The following is a 15,464-nucleotide window of genomic DNA, read 5'->3' on the forward strand; positions in this document are numbered from 1 at the left end:
TTATGATAAGCAGGCTTACTAAATGCCGAATGCCGCGCCCTTCCCTCCCGCCGGATGCGAGACAATGCCGGCACGCAACTCATCCGTCCGGCAATGCCCACACCCTACGAAGACCGCTTCGGCTTCCTGATCTCCGACATCGCCAGGCTGCTGGGCGTGCAGTTCGACCGCCACGCCCGCCAGAAGATCGAACTGAGCCGCGCGCAATGCCGCGTGGCGTTGTACCTGTCCACCTATGGCCAGATGAACCAGGCCAAGCTGGCCGAGCTGCTCGACGTCACGCCCATGACGGTGGCACGCATGCTCGACCGCATGCAGGAGGGCGGCTGGGTGGTGCGCATCCAGGACCCGAACGACCGCCGCGCTTTCCACGTGCGGATCACGGAAAAGGCGCAGTCCGTGCTGGACGACGCCCTGCTGCTGGGGGACGACGTCACCGCCATGGCGATGGACGGGCTGAGCGCCGACGAGCGCGCCACACTGGTCGCATTACTGCGAAAAGTGCGAGGAAATCTGGGCTCGGGGGCGCCCCAGCAGATATAAATCGTTGATAACGATTCAACGAAAATTCGACGAATCGCTCCGCATACTGCGCCACTCCTGATCTATGTATGTGGTGCGTGCCATGAACCCGCTCGAAAGAAACCCGGCCGCCTGGCCGGTAGCCGGGCAGGCCGATGACTCGGCTCTCCTTGCCGGCCCCTCGGCGGCCGAATCCGGTTTTCTGGTCGGCGGGACCGTCACCTGCATCATTCCCTGCCTGAACGAGTACGAGAACCTGACCATCATCCTGCCCACGCTGCGGGCGCTGCTGGAGCGTCATTGCGCCGGCTGGGAGATCATCGTGGTCGACGATGGCAGCACCGACGCCACCCCGGGCCTGATGGCGCACTGGAGCGCCGTGGACGGCATGCGCTATGTGCAGCTGTCGCGCAACTTCGGCAAGGAGGCCGCGCTGGCCGCGGGCCTGGAAGCCGCCGATGGCGACGCCGTGATCTGCCTGGACGCGGACATGCAGCATCCGCCCGAACTGATTCCCCAGATGCTGGAACGCTGGCGCGGCGGCGCCGACATGGTCTATGCCGTGCGCCGCGACCGCGAGGACGAAGGCTGGGTCAAGCGCGCCGGCGCGAGGGTGTTCTACCGCATGCTCAATGGCACGCGCGGCGTGAAGGTGCCCGCGCATGCCGGTGACTTCCGCCTGATGGACCGCAAGGTCGTCGAGGCGCTGATCGCCTTGCCCGAGCGCACCCGCTTCATGAAGGGGCTTTACGCCTGGGTCGGCTTCCAGGCCGTGCCGTTGCCGTACACGCCGATGCAACGCCATCACGGCAAGAGCCGCTTCAACCTGTGGCGCCTGATCGGACTGGCCGCCGACGGCCTGACGGCCTTCACCACCTGGCCGCTGCGCGTGGCCAGTCTGGTCGGCGCGGTCTTCGCCTTCTTCTCTTTCTGCTACGGCTGCTTCCTGGTCGGCAGTTTCCTGCTGGAAGGTAACCCCGTGTCTGGCTGGACCACGATCGTGACGGCGCTGCTGTTCTTCGCCGGCATCAACCTGATTTCGCTGGGGGTGATGGGCGAGTACGTGGCCCGCATCTTCGACGAAGTGAAGGAACGTCCCCTCTTCATCGCCAGGCAGCGGCGTGGCCGCGCCCGCCAGGCTCGGGCGGCGCGGACGCAATGACTTCGACGCCGGATTTCGCCGCGCGCCTGCGCGGCCATTGGCGCGGCTCGTCCGTGCCCGTCCTGCTGGCCGCCGCGGTGTGGCTGGTGTTCCTGGCCTGGCTGCGTCCGCTGACGCTGCCCGATGAAGGCCGCTACGCCGGCGTGGCGTGGGAAATGCTGCGCAGCGGCGACCTGAGCGTGCCGCTGCTGGACGGCATGCCGTACTTCCACAAGCCGCCGCTGTTCTACTGGCTGGCCGCGCTGTCGATGCGCGTGTTCGGCCTGAGCGAGATCGCCGCGCGCCTGCCCTCGCTGCTGATCGCCTGGGCCGCCATCGCCGCCATGTACGCCTTCGTGCGCCGCTACCGCGATGGGGCCGCCGCGCGCCTGGCCGTGCTGGTGCTGGCGACGACGCCGCTGTTCTATGGCGGCGCGCAGTTCGCCAACCTGGACATGTCCGTGGCCGGCATGATCAGCCTGTGCGTGCTGGCGGGCGCCGATACGGTGCTGCGGCGCGCCCATGGGCGCGCCTGGCGAAGCATGGCCGTGGCGACCGCGGTGCTCGCGGCGCTGGCGGTGCTGGCCAAGGGCCTGATCGGCATCGTGCTGCCGGGCGGCGCCTTGGCCCTCTGGCTGCTGTGGCGGCGCGACGGCCGAGGTTTTTTGGCGCTGCTGTGGCCGCCGGCCATCGTGGCGTTCGCCGTGGTGGGCGTGCCGTGGTTCTGGATGATGCAGCAGCGATTTCCCGGCTTCTTCCATTACTTCTTCGTCTACCAGCACTTCCAGCGCTTCGCCGAGGCGGGCTTCAACAATGCCCAGCCGTTCTGGTTCTACCTGCCCGTGCTGGCCGGCCTGGCGCTGCCCTGGTCGCTGTGGTCGGGCGGCATGTTCCGCAGGCGCTTCTGGTGCGCGGACGATGCGGATGGCCTGCGCCGCCTGATGGCCGTCTGGCTGGGCGTGGTGCTGGTGTTCTTCTCGCTGCCGGCGTCCAAGCTGGTGGGCTACATCCTGCCGGCCCTGCCGCCGCTGGCGTTCCTGGTGGGCGAAGTCCTGCGTGATGCCCGCCAGCGCGCCACGTCCGAACTGCCGCCGGGCCGCCTGGTGGTGGTCAGCCTGGGGGTGGCCGCGGTGGTCTGCGTGCTGGCCGTCAGCATCGCCGCCAGCCGGCCGCGCGGCAGCGCCTGGACCATTGCGCCGCAGGTCGCGGCTCGCATGCAGCCTGGCGACACCACCGTATCGCTGCACGCTTATCCGTTCGATCTGGGGTTCTATACGAAGTCGAGGACGCCGTTCTGGGTCGTCGACGATTGGGACAGCCCCAACATCGCCAAGCGCGACAACTGGCGCAAAGAGCTGTACGACGCGGGTGAGTTCGACCCCAAGGTGGCCCAGGAAGTCCTGGTGACCACGCCGGTGCTGCGCAAGCGCCTGTGCAGCGCGCAGCCCGGCGCCCGTTTCTGGGTCTGGGGCGAACTGGGTGACGAGAACACGTATCCGGGACTGTCCGGCGTGCATCCCCAGTTCGTCGAGGGCAGGCGCCGCGTGTGGCTGCTCGAAGGCGGTCCGGATCTCAGGCAGTCGGTCTGCGGCGGAACGCCCACAGCCGGCTCGCCAGGAACGTCAGCCCCGCCAGTCCCAGCAGGATGATGGCCAGCAGCACGTCGTACGGCAACGGCGTGGCGTGCAGCAGCCAGGCGTACGTGGCTTCGTTCAAGGCGAAGCCGCAGGCCGAAATGAGAAAGAAACGCCGCGCGGCCACAATCCAGGGCGTCGCGGCATGGCGGAACGTGAGGCGGTAATGACCGTAGAAAGACACCACGAAGGCGACCAGCCAGCCGACGGCGTTGGCGCCCAATGGTGGCAATCCCAGTCCTTCGACGCTGGCGATCGCCACGCTCCAGTGGGTGGCCGCGGCGGCGCAACCCACGGCGATGAACCAGGCGATCTGTTTGGCAAGCGCGGACATGAGAATGGACTGATGGACGATCTGTGGCCCGAGATGGGCGAAATGCGGCGCATCATCGTGTGCGCCGACGATTTTGGCATGAATTCCTCCGTCGATGAGGGCATCCTGGAGCTGGTGGAAATGGGCCGGTTGAGCGCGGTCAGTTGCCTGTCCACGGGCCCCACGTTCGCGGCGCATGCCGCGTCGGCGCGCGATGCCGGCGTCGATCTGGGCCTGCACCTGAACCTGACCGAGCCGATGGAAGGCAGCCTGGGGCTGAGCCTGCCGCGCCTGATCGCCAGCGCGTACACCGGCCTGCTGGATGCGTCGTGGATCGACGCCGCCATCCACTGCCAACTGGATGCGTTCGAACTGGCGGTGGGCCGCGGGCCCGACTACGTCGATGGCCACCAGCACGTGCATCAATTGCCCGGGGTGCGCCGGCGCCTGCTGGCCGTGCTGCGCGAACGCTACGGGCATGGCCAGCCCTGGCTGCGCTGCACCGTGCCCGGCGCGCAGCAAGGCCAGCGCCCGGCGGACGTATTCAAGGCGCGCATCATCGGCGCGCTGGGCGCACGCGCCTTGCGGCGCCAGGCCCGGGAAGGCGGCTGGCGGCAGAACAATGGCTTGCTGGGCGTCTATGGATTGAGCGGCGGCGCGCCTGCCTATTCGCAGCGCCTGTACGCCTGGCTGCGCGCGGCGCGCGATGGCGACCTGCTGATGTGCCATCCCGCGGCGCCCTCGGCGACCTATCCGGATGGGCTGTCGGCGCAGCGCGCCGCCGAGTACGAGGTGCTGGCGCGGCCGGCGCTGTCGACCTGGCTGGCGGCCAACGGGGTCCACATCTCGCGTTTTGGCGCGTTGCGCAGGCACGCTGTGCGCGAATCGGGTATGGTCCACGCTGCGTCCTGACATCCCAACGCGCAGCTGCCGGCCCCCATGGGCCGGAAACCTCCATGAAGTCACCCGCCAAGTCCCTGAAAGAGCGTTTCCTGCACGCCTTTTTCTTCGAGATCATCGCCATTGTCCTGAGCGCGCCCGTGGCGGCCTGGGCCATGCACGAGTCCGTACTGGACATGGGCCTGCTGACCGCCGCCATCGCCCTGGTGGCGCTGTTCTGGAACATGGCCTACAACGCCGGCTTCGAACGCATGGAGCGCCGCTGGGGCCTGCGCCGCAGCGTGCCGGTGCGCGTGCTGCACGCCGTCGGTTTCGAGGGCGGGCTGGTGCTGATCGTCGTGCCGCTGGCGGCGTTGTGGCTGGGCATCGGGCTGTGGCAGGCGCTGTTGCTGGATATCGGCCTGCTGGCGTTCTACCTGCCGTATGCGTTTTTCTACAACCTGGCCTACGACCGGCTGCGGGCCCGCTGGTGGGGGCGCCCCGCGCGGGGCGAGGCCTGAGCCCGCCGGGCCGCCGTGGCGGCCAAGGCCGGATCGCGGCACCGGACACCCATCCGGCCAGCCGGAATCAAGATTCCTTGGCGCCAGAGCCCGCCCTCAGCGCGGGCGGACGATACGCGTGGCCCGCATCGCGGATGAAGCCGCGCACGGCATCGTCGTAGACCTCGCCGCTGCGTATCGCGTTGGAGTGCGCGGCGCCTTCTATCTTCACCAGGCGCTTCAGGCCGGGCGGCACGCTGCGCGCGGCGGCATAAAGCTCGTCGCTCATGGTGTGCGGCACGACGGCATCCGCGGTGCCGTGCAGGAACAGCACCGGCAACGTCAGCCCGCCCAGCTTGTCGACCGAAGCGAAAGGCTGCGTCACCAGTAGGCTGGCGCCCGGCAGCCAGCCCCAGCGCATCGTGCCCAGCATGGCGGCCACGCTGGTGAAACTGGATTCGACCACCAGGCCGGCGAAGGCGGGGCGGTCGCGCCGCGCGGCCAGGCCGATGGCGATGGCGCCGCCCAGGCTGTGGCCGTACACGATGCGGCGGGCCGGATCGGGCTGGCGCCGCGCCAGCTCCGCCAGGGCGGCCGCGGCGTCCTCGCCGGCCGTGCTTTCCGACGGCAGCAGCGCCGTGGAGGCGCCGAAACCCCGGTAGTCGATGGCCAGCACGGAATAGCCCAGGCGCGTCCAGGCGTCGATGCGGAACGCGCCGCCATTCAGGTTCCAGCGCGCGCCGTGCAGGTACAGCACCGTGGGCGCATCGGCCTGCGGGGCCTGCCAGTACCAGGCATTGACCTTGTCGCCGTTGGGCAGCGTCAGGTCGTAGACCTCGGTGCCGGCCTGGGGCTCGCGCCACCAATGGCGTTGCTCGGCCTGCGGGGAGAAGATCGCTGAACGCTGCCAGGCGTCCAGTTGCGTACAGCCGATGGCGCCCGCCGCGACCAGGACGGCGGCGGCAACGAGACGGCGCGGTGGCAGGCGAAGCAGGGGGGGCATGGAAATCTCGGACTGTCCCGCGCGGCCAGGGTTCCCTGTAACCGGGTCAGGACAATCCCGGGCCAGGGACCGTGATGCCGGTCGCCGAAGGCCGCCGCGCTTGGGCCGGCCGGTTCGCATGGCCCGGCGTCAAGCCGCCTGCGGCCTGGCCTGCCGTGTCAGTTGCAGCCAGGCTTGCGCGGCTGGGGACAGATGGCTGCCGCGCCGCCAGATCAGTCCGATCTCCCAGTCGGTGCCTTCGTCCTCCAGGGGCACGCACCGCACGCCGGCCCGGCGCCGCGCGGTGACTTCCATGCGCGGCAGGAAGGCCACCCCCAGGCCGGCGGCCACCAGCGCGATGATGAAGTCGATCTGTCCGCTGCGCGCCACGGTCGACGGCGTGAAACCCGCGCGCAGGCAGGCCTGGTCCAGGATCTGGTTCAGCGCGAATCCGCTCTCGAACAGGATGAACGGCGAGTCTTGCAAGTCGCGAAGGCTGACGCGCTTGGCGCGCGCGTGTTCGTGATCGGGCGAAAGCAGCGCCAGCAGGGGTTCTCGCGCCACCGGCTGCCATTCGCAGTCGGCGGGAACGGGCGTGAGCGAGGCGGCCAGCTCCAGTTCGCCCGCCATCACCATTTCTTCCAGCCGGCGGCTGCCGCGCTCGACCAGGCTGATCTCGATGGCCGGATAGCGGCTGCGAAAGCGCGCGAACATCGGGGCGAACAGGGAAGCGCTGCCCAGGGGCGGCAGGCCCAGTCGCAGCGTGCCGCGTTTCAGGCCACGCAGGTCGTCCAGTTCGGCCCGCAGGTCGTCCCGCTCCGCCAGCATCGACACCGCGCGGCGGTAGACGATCTCGCCGGCCTGCGTCAGCTTGGGCGGCTGCGCCTGGCGGTCCAGCAGCACCATGCCCAGTTCGTCCTCCAACTGGCGGATGGCCTTGCTGACCGTGGGTTGCGTGGCGTAGACGGCGCGAGCGGCTTGCGAGAACCCCCCCTGGCGCACGACTTCGACCAGGGCGCGCAGTGGGCGTAGCTCCATCGGGACGGGTCTCCTTTTCCTGTCTATTCCAGAATGGAATTTTGGGGATTCATAGAATTCATTTTATCTATGACTCCCCCAGGCGTACAAAGGATACCTGCTTCCTGGTGTCATCATGGCCTGCCGTCGTTCGTCTCTCCTGCCTTTCCGTCTCGCCCTGCGCCGCAGCCGCCTGCTGCAGATCGCGCTCATCGTGCTGTTTGCCCTGGCGGGGCAGGCACTGGCAGGCTGGTCCGGCCTGCCGGTGCCCGGCGGCGTGCTGGGCCTGCTGATGGTGCTGGCGCTGCTGGCCAGCGGACGCCTGCCGATCCGCGCGGTGCGCCTGGGCGCCAGTTGGCTGCTGGCCGAGATGCTGCTGTTCTTCGTGCCCGCGGTGATGTCGGTGCTGGACCACCGGGAGTTCCTGGGCGTGCTGGGCCTGAAGCTGCTGGCGGTCATCGCGCTGGGCACGCTGCTGGTGATGGCGGGCACGGCCATCACGATCGACCTGTGCTATCGCTGGATGCATCGCCGTGCGGCCTGAATTCGACCTGGTCTTCTGGCCGCTGGCCACAGTGGCGGCCTATCTGGTGGCGCGCTGGTCGTACCGCCGCATGCCGGCATGGTGGACGTCCACCCTCGTGATGGCTCCCGCGATCCTGCTGGCGCTGGCGATCCTGTTGCAGGCGGGCTACACGGGATATATGTCGGGCTCGCACTGGCTGATGTCGATGCTGGGTCCGGTGCTGGTGGCCTTCGCGCTGCCGTTGTACGAGCAGCGGGCGCTGATCCGCCGCTATTGGCCGCTGCTGGTGGCGGGGGTGATGGCGGGCAGCCTGATCGCGGGCGTCAGCGCCTGGCTGCTGGGTACCTTGCTCCATCTGCCGGCCGACATGCGCCTGAGCCTGCTGCCGCGTTCGATCGCCACGCCGTTCGCGATGTCGGTGTCTTCGCATGTGGGCGGCAAGCCCGACCTGACGGCGGTGTTCGTGATCGTCACGGGTGTGCTGGGCACGGTGATGGGAGGATGGTTGCGCACGTGGCTGCCGTTGCGGTCTTCCCTGGCGCGCGGCGCGCTATTCGGGATGGGAGCGCATGGCGCCGGCACGGCGAAGGCGCGGGAGTTCGCGGCGGAAGAGGGCGCGGTGGCCGGGTTGGTGATGGTGCTGGCCGGGCTGTTCAATGTGTTCGTGACGCCGGCGGTGGTCTATTGGCTGATGGCTTAGGGGGCGTGGCCTGCGTTGTCGATGCGGTAGGCGCTTCTTGCTGCGGGTCCTGGCTGATTCAACGCAGTGCCATGATCGCGTCCGCCCATCCAGCAGCGTCCGCATGGTCGAGGTGAGGGGTGGCGTCAGCGTTGGGTCGTCAGCATCCGCACCAGTTCCCATGCCACCGGATACAGCGACGCCACCAGCAGGATGGCCATCCCCAGGTTGAACGCCTTGATCGCGTTCGGGCGGTGCAGCCAGCGGCGCAGGCCGCTGCCGAACAGCACCCAGACGCTGATGGCGGGCAGGTTGACGGCGCAGCAGACGAGCGAGGCGATGATCAGGTTGCCGAAGAAGCCGACCTGCGGAGTGTAGGTGGCGATGATGCCCACCGACATCACCCAGGCCTTGGGATTGACCCACTGGAACAGGGCCGCCTGCATGAAGGTGAAGGGCTTGCCGCGCGCCTCGCCGGTTTCCAGCGGGCCGGAGTTGGCGATCTTCCAGGCCAGGTACAGCAGGTAGGCGGTGCCGGCGTATTTCAGGATGTCGTACAGCACCGGCGCCTGCTGGAAGACGGCGCCCAGGCCCAGGCCCACCAGCAGCACCATCAGCGAGAAGCCGATATTCACGCCCATCATGTGCGGCACGCTGCGGCGAAAGCCGAAGGTCAGGCCGGACGAGGCCAGCATCACGTTGTTGGGGCCCGGCGTGATGGACGAGACCAGGGCGAACAGGGCCAGGGGGCCCAGCAGGGACAGCGAGGCCAGGGGCAATTGGCTCAGGGTATCGATGCCGTTCATCGCGAACCTCCCACCAGGGCGCGGCGGCCGCCCGCGATGATCGCGATCACGGCCACGGCAAAGACGAATGTACCGGGGTCCACGCTTTCGCCGAACACCAGGGCGGCGGCCAGCACGGTCAGGAAGGGCTGCAGCAACTGGATCTGTCCCACGCGGGCGATGCCGCCCACCGCCAGGCCGCGATACCAGGCGAAGAAACCCAGGAACATCGAGCCGAACGCCAGGTAGGCGCAGGCGAACAGGGCTTCCCGCGAGGGCATGGCGGCCTCCAGGGCCATCCAGCCCACGGGCAGCGCCAGCACCGGGGCGCTGATCGCCAGGGCCCAGCAGATGGTGCGCCAGCCGCCCAGCGTGCGCGAGGCCCGTGCGCCTTCGGCATAGCCCATGCCGCCCAGCAGCACGGCCAGCAGCAGCCACAGGTCTGCCGCCTGCAGCTCGCCGTGGCCCTGGCGCAGCGCATAGGCCGTCACCAGGGCGGCGCCGGCCAGCGCCCACAGCCAGAAGCGCGGCGAGGGCCGTTCGCCGCTGCGCCACACCGCGAAGGCCGCCGTCGACAGCGGCAGCAGGCCATTGACCACCGCGCCATGCGACGAGGGCACGGTCTGCATGGCCAGCGTCGACGCCAGGGGCCAGCCCGCCACGATGCCGATGGCGGCCAGGATCACGCCGGACCATTCGCGGCGGTCGGGCACACGGCTGCGCGTCAGGACCAGCAGCGCAATGGCGGGAATGGCGGCCACCAGCGCGCGGCCCAGGCCGATCAGCAGCGGGGACAGTTCGGCGACGGCCACGCGCGTCATGGGCAGCGTCAGGCTGAAGACGACCACGCCCAGCAGGCCGTAGCCATAGCCTTCCCAGACGGGCGGGGCGGAGGAAGGTGAAAGGGGGACGGCGGAAGAGCGTGCCATGCGGGGTTCCAGAAAAGCCACACTTGCCCCGAGGGGCGATTGCTGTCACTCTACGCACAGTTAACGGTACAGTACCGGTACACTTTTCCAGTTCATTTTGCGGACTGGCCTGGTGGAACTTCCATGACAGTTACAAGCTCATTGCCCGCCCGGGCGGGTTGGCACCCCGTGCGCGAGGCCGATGCCACGCTGGTGGCGCAGCTGGCGGACGATCTGGCCCGCCGCATCGACGACCAGGGCCTGCGGCCCGGCACCCGCCTGCCGTCCATCCGCAAGATGGCCGAGCAGTCCGGTGTCAGCCGCTTCACGGTGGTCGAGGCCTACGACCGGCTGGTGGCGCGCGGACTGGTGCAGTCGCGGCGCGGCGCGGGCTTCTTCGTGCGCGCGCGCAGCGCGCCGCTGGCGCCGACCGGTACGCCGCCGGGCGCCATCGAGACGCCTGCGCGCATCGACATCGCCTGGCTGCTGCGCAGCATGTTCCGCGACAGCGCCACCTCCGGCATGCCGGGCGGGGCGGGGCTGCTGCCCCCCGACTGGCTCGATCCCGAAATGGTGGCCGGCGCGGTGCGCGCCGTCGGCCGTTCCGTGCGCAGCCAACTGGTCTCGTATGGACATCCGCAGGGCTACGGGCAGTTGCGCCAGCAGATCGCGTTCATGCTGCAGGAGCAGGGCCTGCCGGCGCATCCCGACCGCAACCTGCTGACCACCAACGGCGTCACGCACGGCCTGGACCTGGTGGCGCGCCATCTGGTGCAGCCCGGCGACACCGTGCTGGTCGAGGACCCCGCCTGGTTCGTGATCTTCGGCCGGCTGGCCGCGTTCGGCGCGCGCGTGATCGGCGTGCCGCGCGGCCCCGGCGGTTCCGACATCGCCCTGCTCGAACAGTACGCGGCCGAGCACAAGCCCAAGCTCTTCATCGTCAACAGTTCGGTGCACAACCCCACGGGGCATACGATGCCGGCGGGCGCGGCCTACGACATCCTGCGCGTGGCCGAGCGCCACGATTTCATGGTGGTCGAGGACGATACCTACGGCGAGCTGCATCCCGGTGGCGCCACCCGGCTGGCCGAACTCGACCGCTTCCATCGCGTCGTCCTGGTGGGGGGGTTCTCGAAGATGCTGGCCGCCAGCCTGCGCGTGGGCTACGTGGCGGCCAACGAGCAACTGGTGCAGAAGCTGGCCGACCTGAAGATGCTCGCCGGCCTGACGTCCTGCGAACTGGGCGAACGCGTGGTGCACCGCGTGCTGGCCGATGGCCAGTACCGGCGCCACATCGAACGCGTGCGCGCCCGCGTCGACGATGCCCGCGCGCGCTGCATGAAGGGCCTGCTGAAGCTGGGCCTGACGGTGCCGCACGAGCCGCCTTCCGGCATGTTCCTGTGGGCCGATTGCGGCCGCGACTCCGAGGCCGTGGCGCGCGAGGCCGCAGACCGCGGCATGCTGCTGGCGCCGGGCACCTTGTTCTCGCCCGCCCAGGCGCCGTCCACGATGCTGCGCTTTTCCGTCACCATGGTGGACAGCGCGCCGATGTGGCGCGAACTGGCCGCGCTGCTGCCGCCGCGCGCCGCCTGACGCCTATACTGCAAGCATCCTTTCGAACTCGTCATTTCAGGAACTCTCATGGCCGCTCCCATCCGCCCTCTCAGCCCCGACTTCGCCGTGGCGCCGCAGCTCACGCCCGAGGACATGGCCGACGTGGCCGCCGCCGGCTACAAGAGCGTCATCATCAACCGTCCCGACCATGAAGGCGGCGCCGACCAGCCCACCGCCGCCGAGGTCTCCAAGGCCGCCCAGGCCCTGGGCCTGCGCGTCGAGTATCAGCCGGTCGTCAGCGGCTCCATGACCATGGACGACGTGGTGCGTTTCGCCGAACTGCTGCGGGAACTGCCCGGCCCGGTGCTGGCCTATTGCCGCAGCGGCACGCGCTGCACCAACCTGTATGCCAACGCCCAGCAGATCAAGGGTTGATCCCGATCAAGCTTTGTCACAGCTGTGATGTCCGGGAAAAGGCTTTTCCGGTAGCATGGGTCTGCCTCTACCCAGACAGGAGCGAAACATGTTCAAGAAAATCCTGATCCCCACCGACGGCTCCGCGCTGTCGTCGCAGGCGGCCAATGCCGGTGTTCATTTCGCCCGCTCCATTGGCGCCGAGATCGTTGCGCTGCACGTCAGCCAGCCTTTTGCGGCCACCATCGGCTTCGACGGCATGGCGGCGGCGTATGCCATCACCGACGAAGACTACGAGAAGGCCGCCGCCGAGCAGTCCGACAAGTTCCTGAAGCAGGTGCTGGACCGCGCCCATACGGCTGGCGTCACGGCCACCAAGTGCGCCGTGTCCAACTTCAACGTGGCCGACGGCATCGTACAGGCCGCCGCCGACAACGGTTGCGACCTGATCTTCATCGGCAGCCACGGGCGCAGCGGCCTGTCGCGCCTGCTGCTGGGCAGCGTCACCGCCAAGGTGCTGTCGCTGGCCACCACCGGCGTGCTGGTGTATCGCGTCAAGGAAGAGAAGTAATTCCCCGCCGGGCCGCGTTCCGCGGCCCGCATCCGGTTGCATGCCGGCCTGGCGCGCGCGTCCTCCGCGGGCGCGCCGTCAATCACCCTATCGTGCTATCCGCATCCGGCCCCACGGCGCGCGCGCAGGCGTAATATCGATGAGTCAATCATCGTAGCCAAAGAGGCCGCACCATGACTCGCAGAACGCGTATCGACCAATATCGGAACATCGGGATCAGCGCCCACATCGACGCGGGCAAGACCACCACGACCGAGCGCATTCTTTTCTACACCGGCATCACGCACAAGATCGGCGAGGTGCACAACGGCGCGGCGGTCATGGACTGGATGGAGCAGGAACAGGAGCGCGGCATCACCATCACGTCGGCCGCCACCACGGCGTTCTGGCGCGGCATGGCTGGCGACTATCCCGAACATCGCATCAACATCATCGACACCCCGGGGCACGTCGACTTCACCATCGAAGTCGAACGGTCCATGCGCGTGCTCGACGGCGCCGTCATGGTCTATGACGCGGTGGGCGGCGTGCAGCCGCAATCCGAAACCGTCTGGCGCCAGGCCAACAAGTACCGCGTGCCGCGCCTGGCCTTCGTCAACAAGATGGATCGTGTGGGCGCGGACTTCTTCCGCGTACAGCGCCAGATCGCCGAACGCCTGCGCGGCGATGCCGTGCCGGTGCAGATCCCCGTGGGCGCCGAGGACGGCTTCGAGGGCGTCATCGACCTGGTCAAGATGAAGGCCATCATCTGGGACGAAGCCAGCCAGGGCGTGCGCTTCGAGTACCAGGACGTGCCCGCGCATCTGCAGGAAACCGCGCGCCAGTGGCGCGAGCATCTGGTCGAGAAGGCCGCCGAAGCCGACGAGGTGCTGCTGGACAAGTACCTGGCGGGCCAGGAACTGACCGAGGCCGAGATCAAGGCCGCGCTGCGCAAGCGCACCATCGCCAACGAGATCGTGCCCATGCTCTGTGGCAGCGCGTTCAAGAACAAGGGCGTGCAGGCCATGCTGGACGCGGTCATCGACTACCTGCCTTCGCCGCTGGACATCCCCGCCATCAAGGGCCATGACGAGAAGGATGGCGAGATCGAACGCCACCCGGGCGACGACGAGCCGTTCTCGGCGCTCGCCTTCAAGATCATGACCGACCCCTTCGTGGGCCAGTTGGTGTTCTTCCGCGTCTATTCGGGCGTGGTGAAGTCGGGCGACTCCGTCTACAACCCCATCAAGGGCAAGAAGGAACGCATCGGCCGCATCCTGCAGATGCACGCGAACGAGCGCCGCGAGATCGAAGAGGTCTACGCCGGCGACATCGCCGCGGCCGTTGGCCTGAAGGACGTCACCACGGGCGACACGTTGAGCGATCCGTCGAAGGTCATCATCCTCGAACGCATGGTGTTCCCCGAGCCCGTGATCTCGCAGGCCGTCGAGCCCAAGACCAAGGCCGACCAGGAGAAGATGGGCCTGGCGCTGAATCGCCTGGCGCAGGAAGATCCATCATTCCGCGTGCGCACCGACGAAGAGTCGGGCCAGACCATCATCTCGGGCATGGGCGAACTGCACCTGGAAATCCTGGTCGACCGCATGAAGCGCGAGTTCGGCGTCGAGGCCACGGTGGGCAAGCCGCAGGTCGCGTACCGCGAAACCATCCGCGCGGTGGCCGACGACGTCGAAGGCAAGTTCGTCAAGCAATCGGGCGGCCGTGGCCAGTACGGCCATGCGGTGCTCAAGCTCGAGCCCCAGGAACCGGGCGCGGGCTTCGAGTTCGTCGATGCGATCAAGGGCGGCGTGGTGCCGCGCGAGTTCATTCCGGCGGTCGAGCGCGGGGTGCGCGAGAGCCTGAATGCCGGCGTGCTGGCGGGTTATCCCGTGGTGGACGTGAAGGTCACGCTGGTGTTCGGTTCGTACCACGACGTGGACTCGAACGAGAACGCGTTCCGCATGGCGGGCTCGATGGCGTTCAAGGAAGGCATGCGGCGCGCCAGGCCGGTACTGCTCGAACCCATGATGAAGGTCGAAGTGGAAACCCCCGAGGACTACACGGGGCACGTCATGGGCGACCTGTCTTCGCGGCGCGGCATGGTGCAGGGCATGGACGACATCGCCGGCGGCGGCGGCAAGCTGGTGCGGGCCGAAGTGCCGTTGGCGGAGATGTTCGGGTATTCGACGTCGTTGCGGTCGTTGACGCAGGGGCGGGCGACTTACACGATGGAGTTCAAGCATTACGCCGAGGCGCCACGGCAGGTGGCCGAGCAGGTGATGGCGGCTCACGCTGCCCGCTGATCTGTTTGCTGTCTCGATGCGTGAGCGGGTCTCTTCGTAGGCGCCCTCGCGCGGGTGGCGAGTGCCCGAGCCGGCCAAGTCGGCCGGCTCGGGCACGCCACGGCCATGCCTACATGTCGTCGTCCGCCGGGCTGCGCCGCATCGGCAGGTCGGTGCGGTTGCTGTCGGTCTGGATCAAGGCGCGTTGATGGTGGCGCTGATCCATGAGCTTTTCCACGCGGTGCAGCGCGTGCAGCACGAACAATGCCAGCAAGGTTGCGAACACCGCGGTGGTTTCGCGGCCCATGCCGGCGGTGATCCCGATGGCGGCGGTCAGCCAGATGCCGGCCGAGGTGGTCAGGCCGCGGATGCGCCGCTCGTCGCTGAATTTGATGATGGCCCCCGCGCCCAGGAAGCCGATGCCGGCGATCACGCCTTGCATCACGCGGCTCAGGTCGTTGATCTTCATGCCGGCCTGCAAGGGGACCAGCACGAACAGGCAGGCGCCCAGGGCCACCAGGATGTGGGTGCGCAAGCCGGCGGACTTGCCGCTGCGCTCGCGTTCGTAACCCAGCAGGCCCCCCAGCAGCGCGGCCATCAGCAGGCGCAGGACCATCCGGGTCGCTTCACTGGCATCGGGCACGTCCGAGAATTCGGTGCGCAGTGTCGTCCAGATTTCCAGCCAGATACCTTGCATGTCCATCTCCCGTGGCTATTGCCGGCTTAGGATAGCAGCGTCGGGCCAGGCCCGGACTGTGGCCCGTGTTGCGTGCCTGCG

The 15,464-nt window shown here is 68.4% G+C and carries 17 protein-coding genes; 11 read left to right on the forward strand and 6 right to left on the reverse strand.

From position 1 onward, the window contains the following. The first annotated feature begins 93 nt into the window (after positions 1–93). The 3 genes from A6745_RS22425 to A6745_RS22435 all read left to right on the forward strand — a co-directional run bounded on the left by A6745_RS22425 (position 94) and on the right by A6745_RS22435 (position 3,312). The gene (locus A6745_RS22425; RefSeq protein ID WP_066132154.1) at positions 94–543 is read left to right on the forward strand and encodes a MarR family winged helix-turn-helix transcriptional regulator; all 450 of its coding nucleotides are present in this window, start codon (positions 94–96) and stop codon (positions 541–543) included. An 82-nt stretch (positions 544–625) separates the two neighbouring features. Beyond that, positions 626–1,684, forward strand: a complete 1,059-nt coding sequence (locus A6745_RS22430) for a glycosyltransferase family 2 protein (protein ID WP_066132363.1) — start codon at positions 626–628, stop codon at positions 1,682–1,684. Next, on the forward strand, positions 1,681–3,312 hold the full coding sequence (locus A6745_RS22435) for an ArnT family glycosyltransferase (protein ID WP_066132157.1): 1,632 nt from the start codon (positions 1,681–1,683) through the stop codon (positions 3,310–3,312). Before A6745_RS22430 ends, A6745_RS22435 begins: the two co-directional genes overlap by 4 nt. Here A6745_RS22435 and A6745_RS22440 read toward each other — a convergent pair. Further along, positions 3,236–3,631 (reverse strand): GtrA family protein, encoded by a 396-nt coding sequence (locus A6745_RS22440; protein WP_156513499.1) that lies wholly within the window; start codon positions 3,629–3,631, stop codon positions 3,236–3,238. The two genes, A6745_RS22435 and A6745_RS22440, sit on opposite strands and share 77 nt — an antisense overlap. Positions 3,632–3,643: 12 nt before the next feature. Between A6745_RS22440 and A6745_RS22445 the strand changes: the two genes are divergently transcribed. Both A6745_RS22445 and A6745_RS22450 read left to right on the forward strand, forming a co-directional pair. Beyond that, positions 3,644–4,522, forward strand: a complete 879-nt coding sequence (locus A6745_RS22445; protein ID WP_082853235.1) for a ChbG/HpnK family deacetylase — start codon at positions 3,644–3,646, stop codon at positions 4,520–4,522. A 44-nt stretch (positions 4,523–4,566) separates the two neighbouring features. Beyond that, on the forward strand, positions 4,567–5,010 hold the full coding sequence (locus tag A6745_RS22450; protein ID WP_066132160.1) for a multidrug/biocide efflux PACE transporter: 444 nt from the start codon (positions 4,567–4,569) through the stop codon (positions 5,008–5,010). 67 nt (positions 5,011–5,077) lie between these two features. On the opposite strand, the gene A6745_RS22455 is transcribed toward A6745_RS22450, so the two are convergent. Continuing rightward, positions 5,078–5,983: an alpha/beta hydrolase gene (locus tag A6745_RS22455; RefSeq protein ID WP_407922749.1), complete on the reverse strand. Its 906-nt coding sequence runs from the start codon at positions 5,981–5,983 to the stop codon at positions 5,078–5,080. Positions 5,984–6,121: 138 nt separating this feature from the next. Beyond that, positions 6,122–7,009, reverse strand: coding sequence for a LysR family transcriptional regulator (locus tag A6745_RS22460; protein WP_066132164.1), 888 nt, complete (start codon positions 7,007–7,009; stop codon positions 6,122–6,124). Between the two features lie 115 nt (positions 7,010–7,124). On the opposite strand from A6745_RS22460, the gene A6745_RS22465 reads away from it, so the two are divergent. Both A6745_RS22465 and A6745_RS22470 read left to right on the forward strand, forming a co-directional pair. After that, positions 7,125–7,532, forward strand: a complete 408-nt coding sequence (locus A6745_RS22465) for a CidA/LrgA family protein (protein ID WP_066132167.1) — start codon at positions 7,125–7,127, stop codon at positions 7,530–7,532. Continuing rightward, positions 7,522–8,214 (forward strand): LrgB family protein, encoded by a 693-nt coding sequence (locus tag A6745_RS22470; RefSeq protein WP_066132169.1) that lies wholly within the window; start codon positions 7,522–7,524, stop codon positions 8,212–8,214. Before A6745_RS22465 ends, A6745_RS22470 begins: the two co-directional genes overlap by 11 nt. Positions 8,215–8,339: 125 nt before the next feature. Here A6745_RS22470 and A6745_RS22475 read toward each other — a convergent pair whose 3' ends face one another. Together A6745_RS22475 and A6745_RS22480 are read right to left on the reverse strand one after the other, a co-directional pair. Next, positions 8,340–8,999 (reverse strand): LysE family translocator, encoded by a 660-nt coding sequence (locus tag A6745_RS22475; RefSeq protein WP_066132172.1) that lies wholly within the window; start codon positions 8,997–8,999, stop codon positions 8,340–8,342. After that, positions 8,996–9,907, reverse strand: coding sequence for a DMT family transporter (locus tag A6745_RS22480; protein ID WP_066132175.1), 912 nt, complete (start codon positions 9,905–9,907; stop codon positions 8,996–8,998). The genes A6745_RS22475 and A6745_RS22480 overlap by 4 nt, the downstream gene beginning before the upstream one ends. A 168-nt stretch (positions 9,908–10,075) precedes the next feature. Here A6745_RS22480 and A6745_RS22485 point away from each other — a divergent pair, with 168 nt between their 5' ends. The 4 genes from A6745_RS22485 to fusA all read left to right on the forward strand — a co-directional run bounded on the left by A6745_RS22485 (position 10,076) and on the right by fusA (position 14,707). Further along, entirely contained in the window at positions 10,076–11,479 is a 1,404-nt protein-coding gene (locus A6745_RS22485; RefSeq protein WP_156513509.1) for an aminotransferase-like domain-containing protein, read from the forward strand. 48 nt (positions 11,480–11,527) lie between these two features. Then, the gene (locus tag A6745_RS22490) at positions 11,528–11,875 is read left to right on the forward strand and encodes a TIGR01244 family sulfur transferase (protein WP_066132181.1); all 348 of its coding nucleotides are present in this window, start codon (positions 11,528–11,530) and stop codon (positions 11,873–11,875) included. Positions 11,876–11,963: 88 nt separating this feature from the next. Then, positions 11,964–12,425 (forward strand): universal stress protein, encoded by a 462-nt coding sequence (locus tag A6745_RS22495; RefSeq protein ID WP_066132184.1) that lies wholly within the window; start codon positions 11,964–11,966, stop codon positions 12,423–12,425. A 173-nt stretch (positions 12,426–12,598) separates the two neighbouring features. Further along, on the forward strand, positions 12,599–14,707 hold the full coding sequence (fusA, locus tag A6745_RS22500; protein ID WP_066132187.1) for an elongation factor G: 2,109 nt from the start codon (positions 12,599–12,601) through the stop codon (positions 14,705–14,707). 109 nt (positions 14,708–14,816) lie between these two features. Here the strand turns inward: fusA and A6745_RS22505 are convergent, their stop codons facing one another. After that, on the reverse strand, positions 14,817–15,383 hold the full coding sequence (locus tag A6745_RS22505; protein ID WP_066132371.1) for an MgtC/SapB family protein: 567 nt from the start codon (positions 15,381–15,383) through the stop codon (positions 14,817–14,819). Between the last annotated feature and the right edge of the window lie 81 nt (positions 15,384–15,464).

Origin of the sequence: Bordetella ansorpii, assembly GCF_900078705.1 — a bacterium.
In the GTDB taxonomy this organism is placed as follows: Bacteria; Pseudomonadota; Gammaproteobacteria; order Burkholderiales; family Burkholderiaceae_B; genus Bordetella; species Bordetella ansorpii_A.

Excerpts from the sequence above, each read along its gene's own strand:
- A6745_RS22460 (WP_066132164.1), bottom strand. The coding sequence starts at position 7,009 with ATGGAGCTACGCCCACTGCGCGCCCTGGTCGAAGTCGTGCGCCAGGGG.
- A6745_RS22480 (WP_066132175.1), bottom strand. The coding sequence starts at position 9,907 with ATGGCACGCTCTTCCGCCGTCCCCCTTTCACCTTCCTCCGCCCCGCCC.
- A6745_RS22475 (WP_066132172.1), bottom strand. The coding sequence starts at position 8,999 with ATGAACGGCATCGATACCCTGAGCCAATTGCCCCTGGCCTCGCTGTCC.
- fusA (WP_066132187.1), top strand. The coding sequence starts at position 12,599 with ATGACTCGCAGAACGCGTATCGACCAATATCGGAACATCGGGATCAGC.
- A6745_RS22450 (WP_066132160.1), top strand. The coding sequence starts at position 4,567 with ATGAAGTCACCCGCCAAGTCCCTGAAAGAGCGTTTCCTGCACGCCTTT.
- A6745_RS22435 (WP_066132157.1), top strand. The coding sequence starts at position 1,681 with ATGACTTCGACGCCGGATTTCGCCGCGCGCCTGCGCGGCCATTGGCGC.
- A6745_RS22440 (WP_156513499.1), bottom strand. The coding sequence starts at position 3,631 with ATGTCCGCGCTTGCCAAACAGATCGCCTGGTTCATCGCCGTGGGTTGC.
- A6745_RS22425 (WP_066132154.1), top strand. The coding sequence starts at position 94 with ATGCCCACACCCTACGAAGACCGCTTCGGCTTCCTGATCTCCGACATC.
- A6745_RS22445 (WP_082853235.1), top strand. The coding sequence starts at position 3,644 with ATGGACGATCTGTGGCCCGAGATGGGCGAAATGCGGCGCATCATCGTG.
- A6745_RS22465 (WP_066132167.1), top strand. The coding sequence starts at position 7,125 with ATGGCCTGCCGTCGTTCGTCTCTCCTGCCTTTCCGTCTCGCCCTGCGC.
- A6745_RS22495 (WP_066132184.1), top strand. The coding sequence starts at position 11,964 with ATGTTCAAGAAAATCCTGATCCCCACCGACGGCTCCGCGCTGTCGTCG.
- A6745_RS22490 (WP_066132181.1), top strand. The coding sequence starts at position 11,528 with ATGGCCGCTCCCATCCGCCCTCTCAGCCCCGACTTCGCCGTGGCGCCG.
- A6745_RS22430 (WP_066132363.1), top strand. The coding sequence starts at position 626 with ATGAACCCGCTCGAAAGAAACCCGGCCGCCTGGCCGGTAGCCGGGCAG.
- A6745_RS22505 (WP_066132371.1), bottom strand. The coding sequence starts at position 15,383 with ATGCAAGGTATCTGGCTGGAAATCTGGACGACACTGCGCACCGAATTC.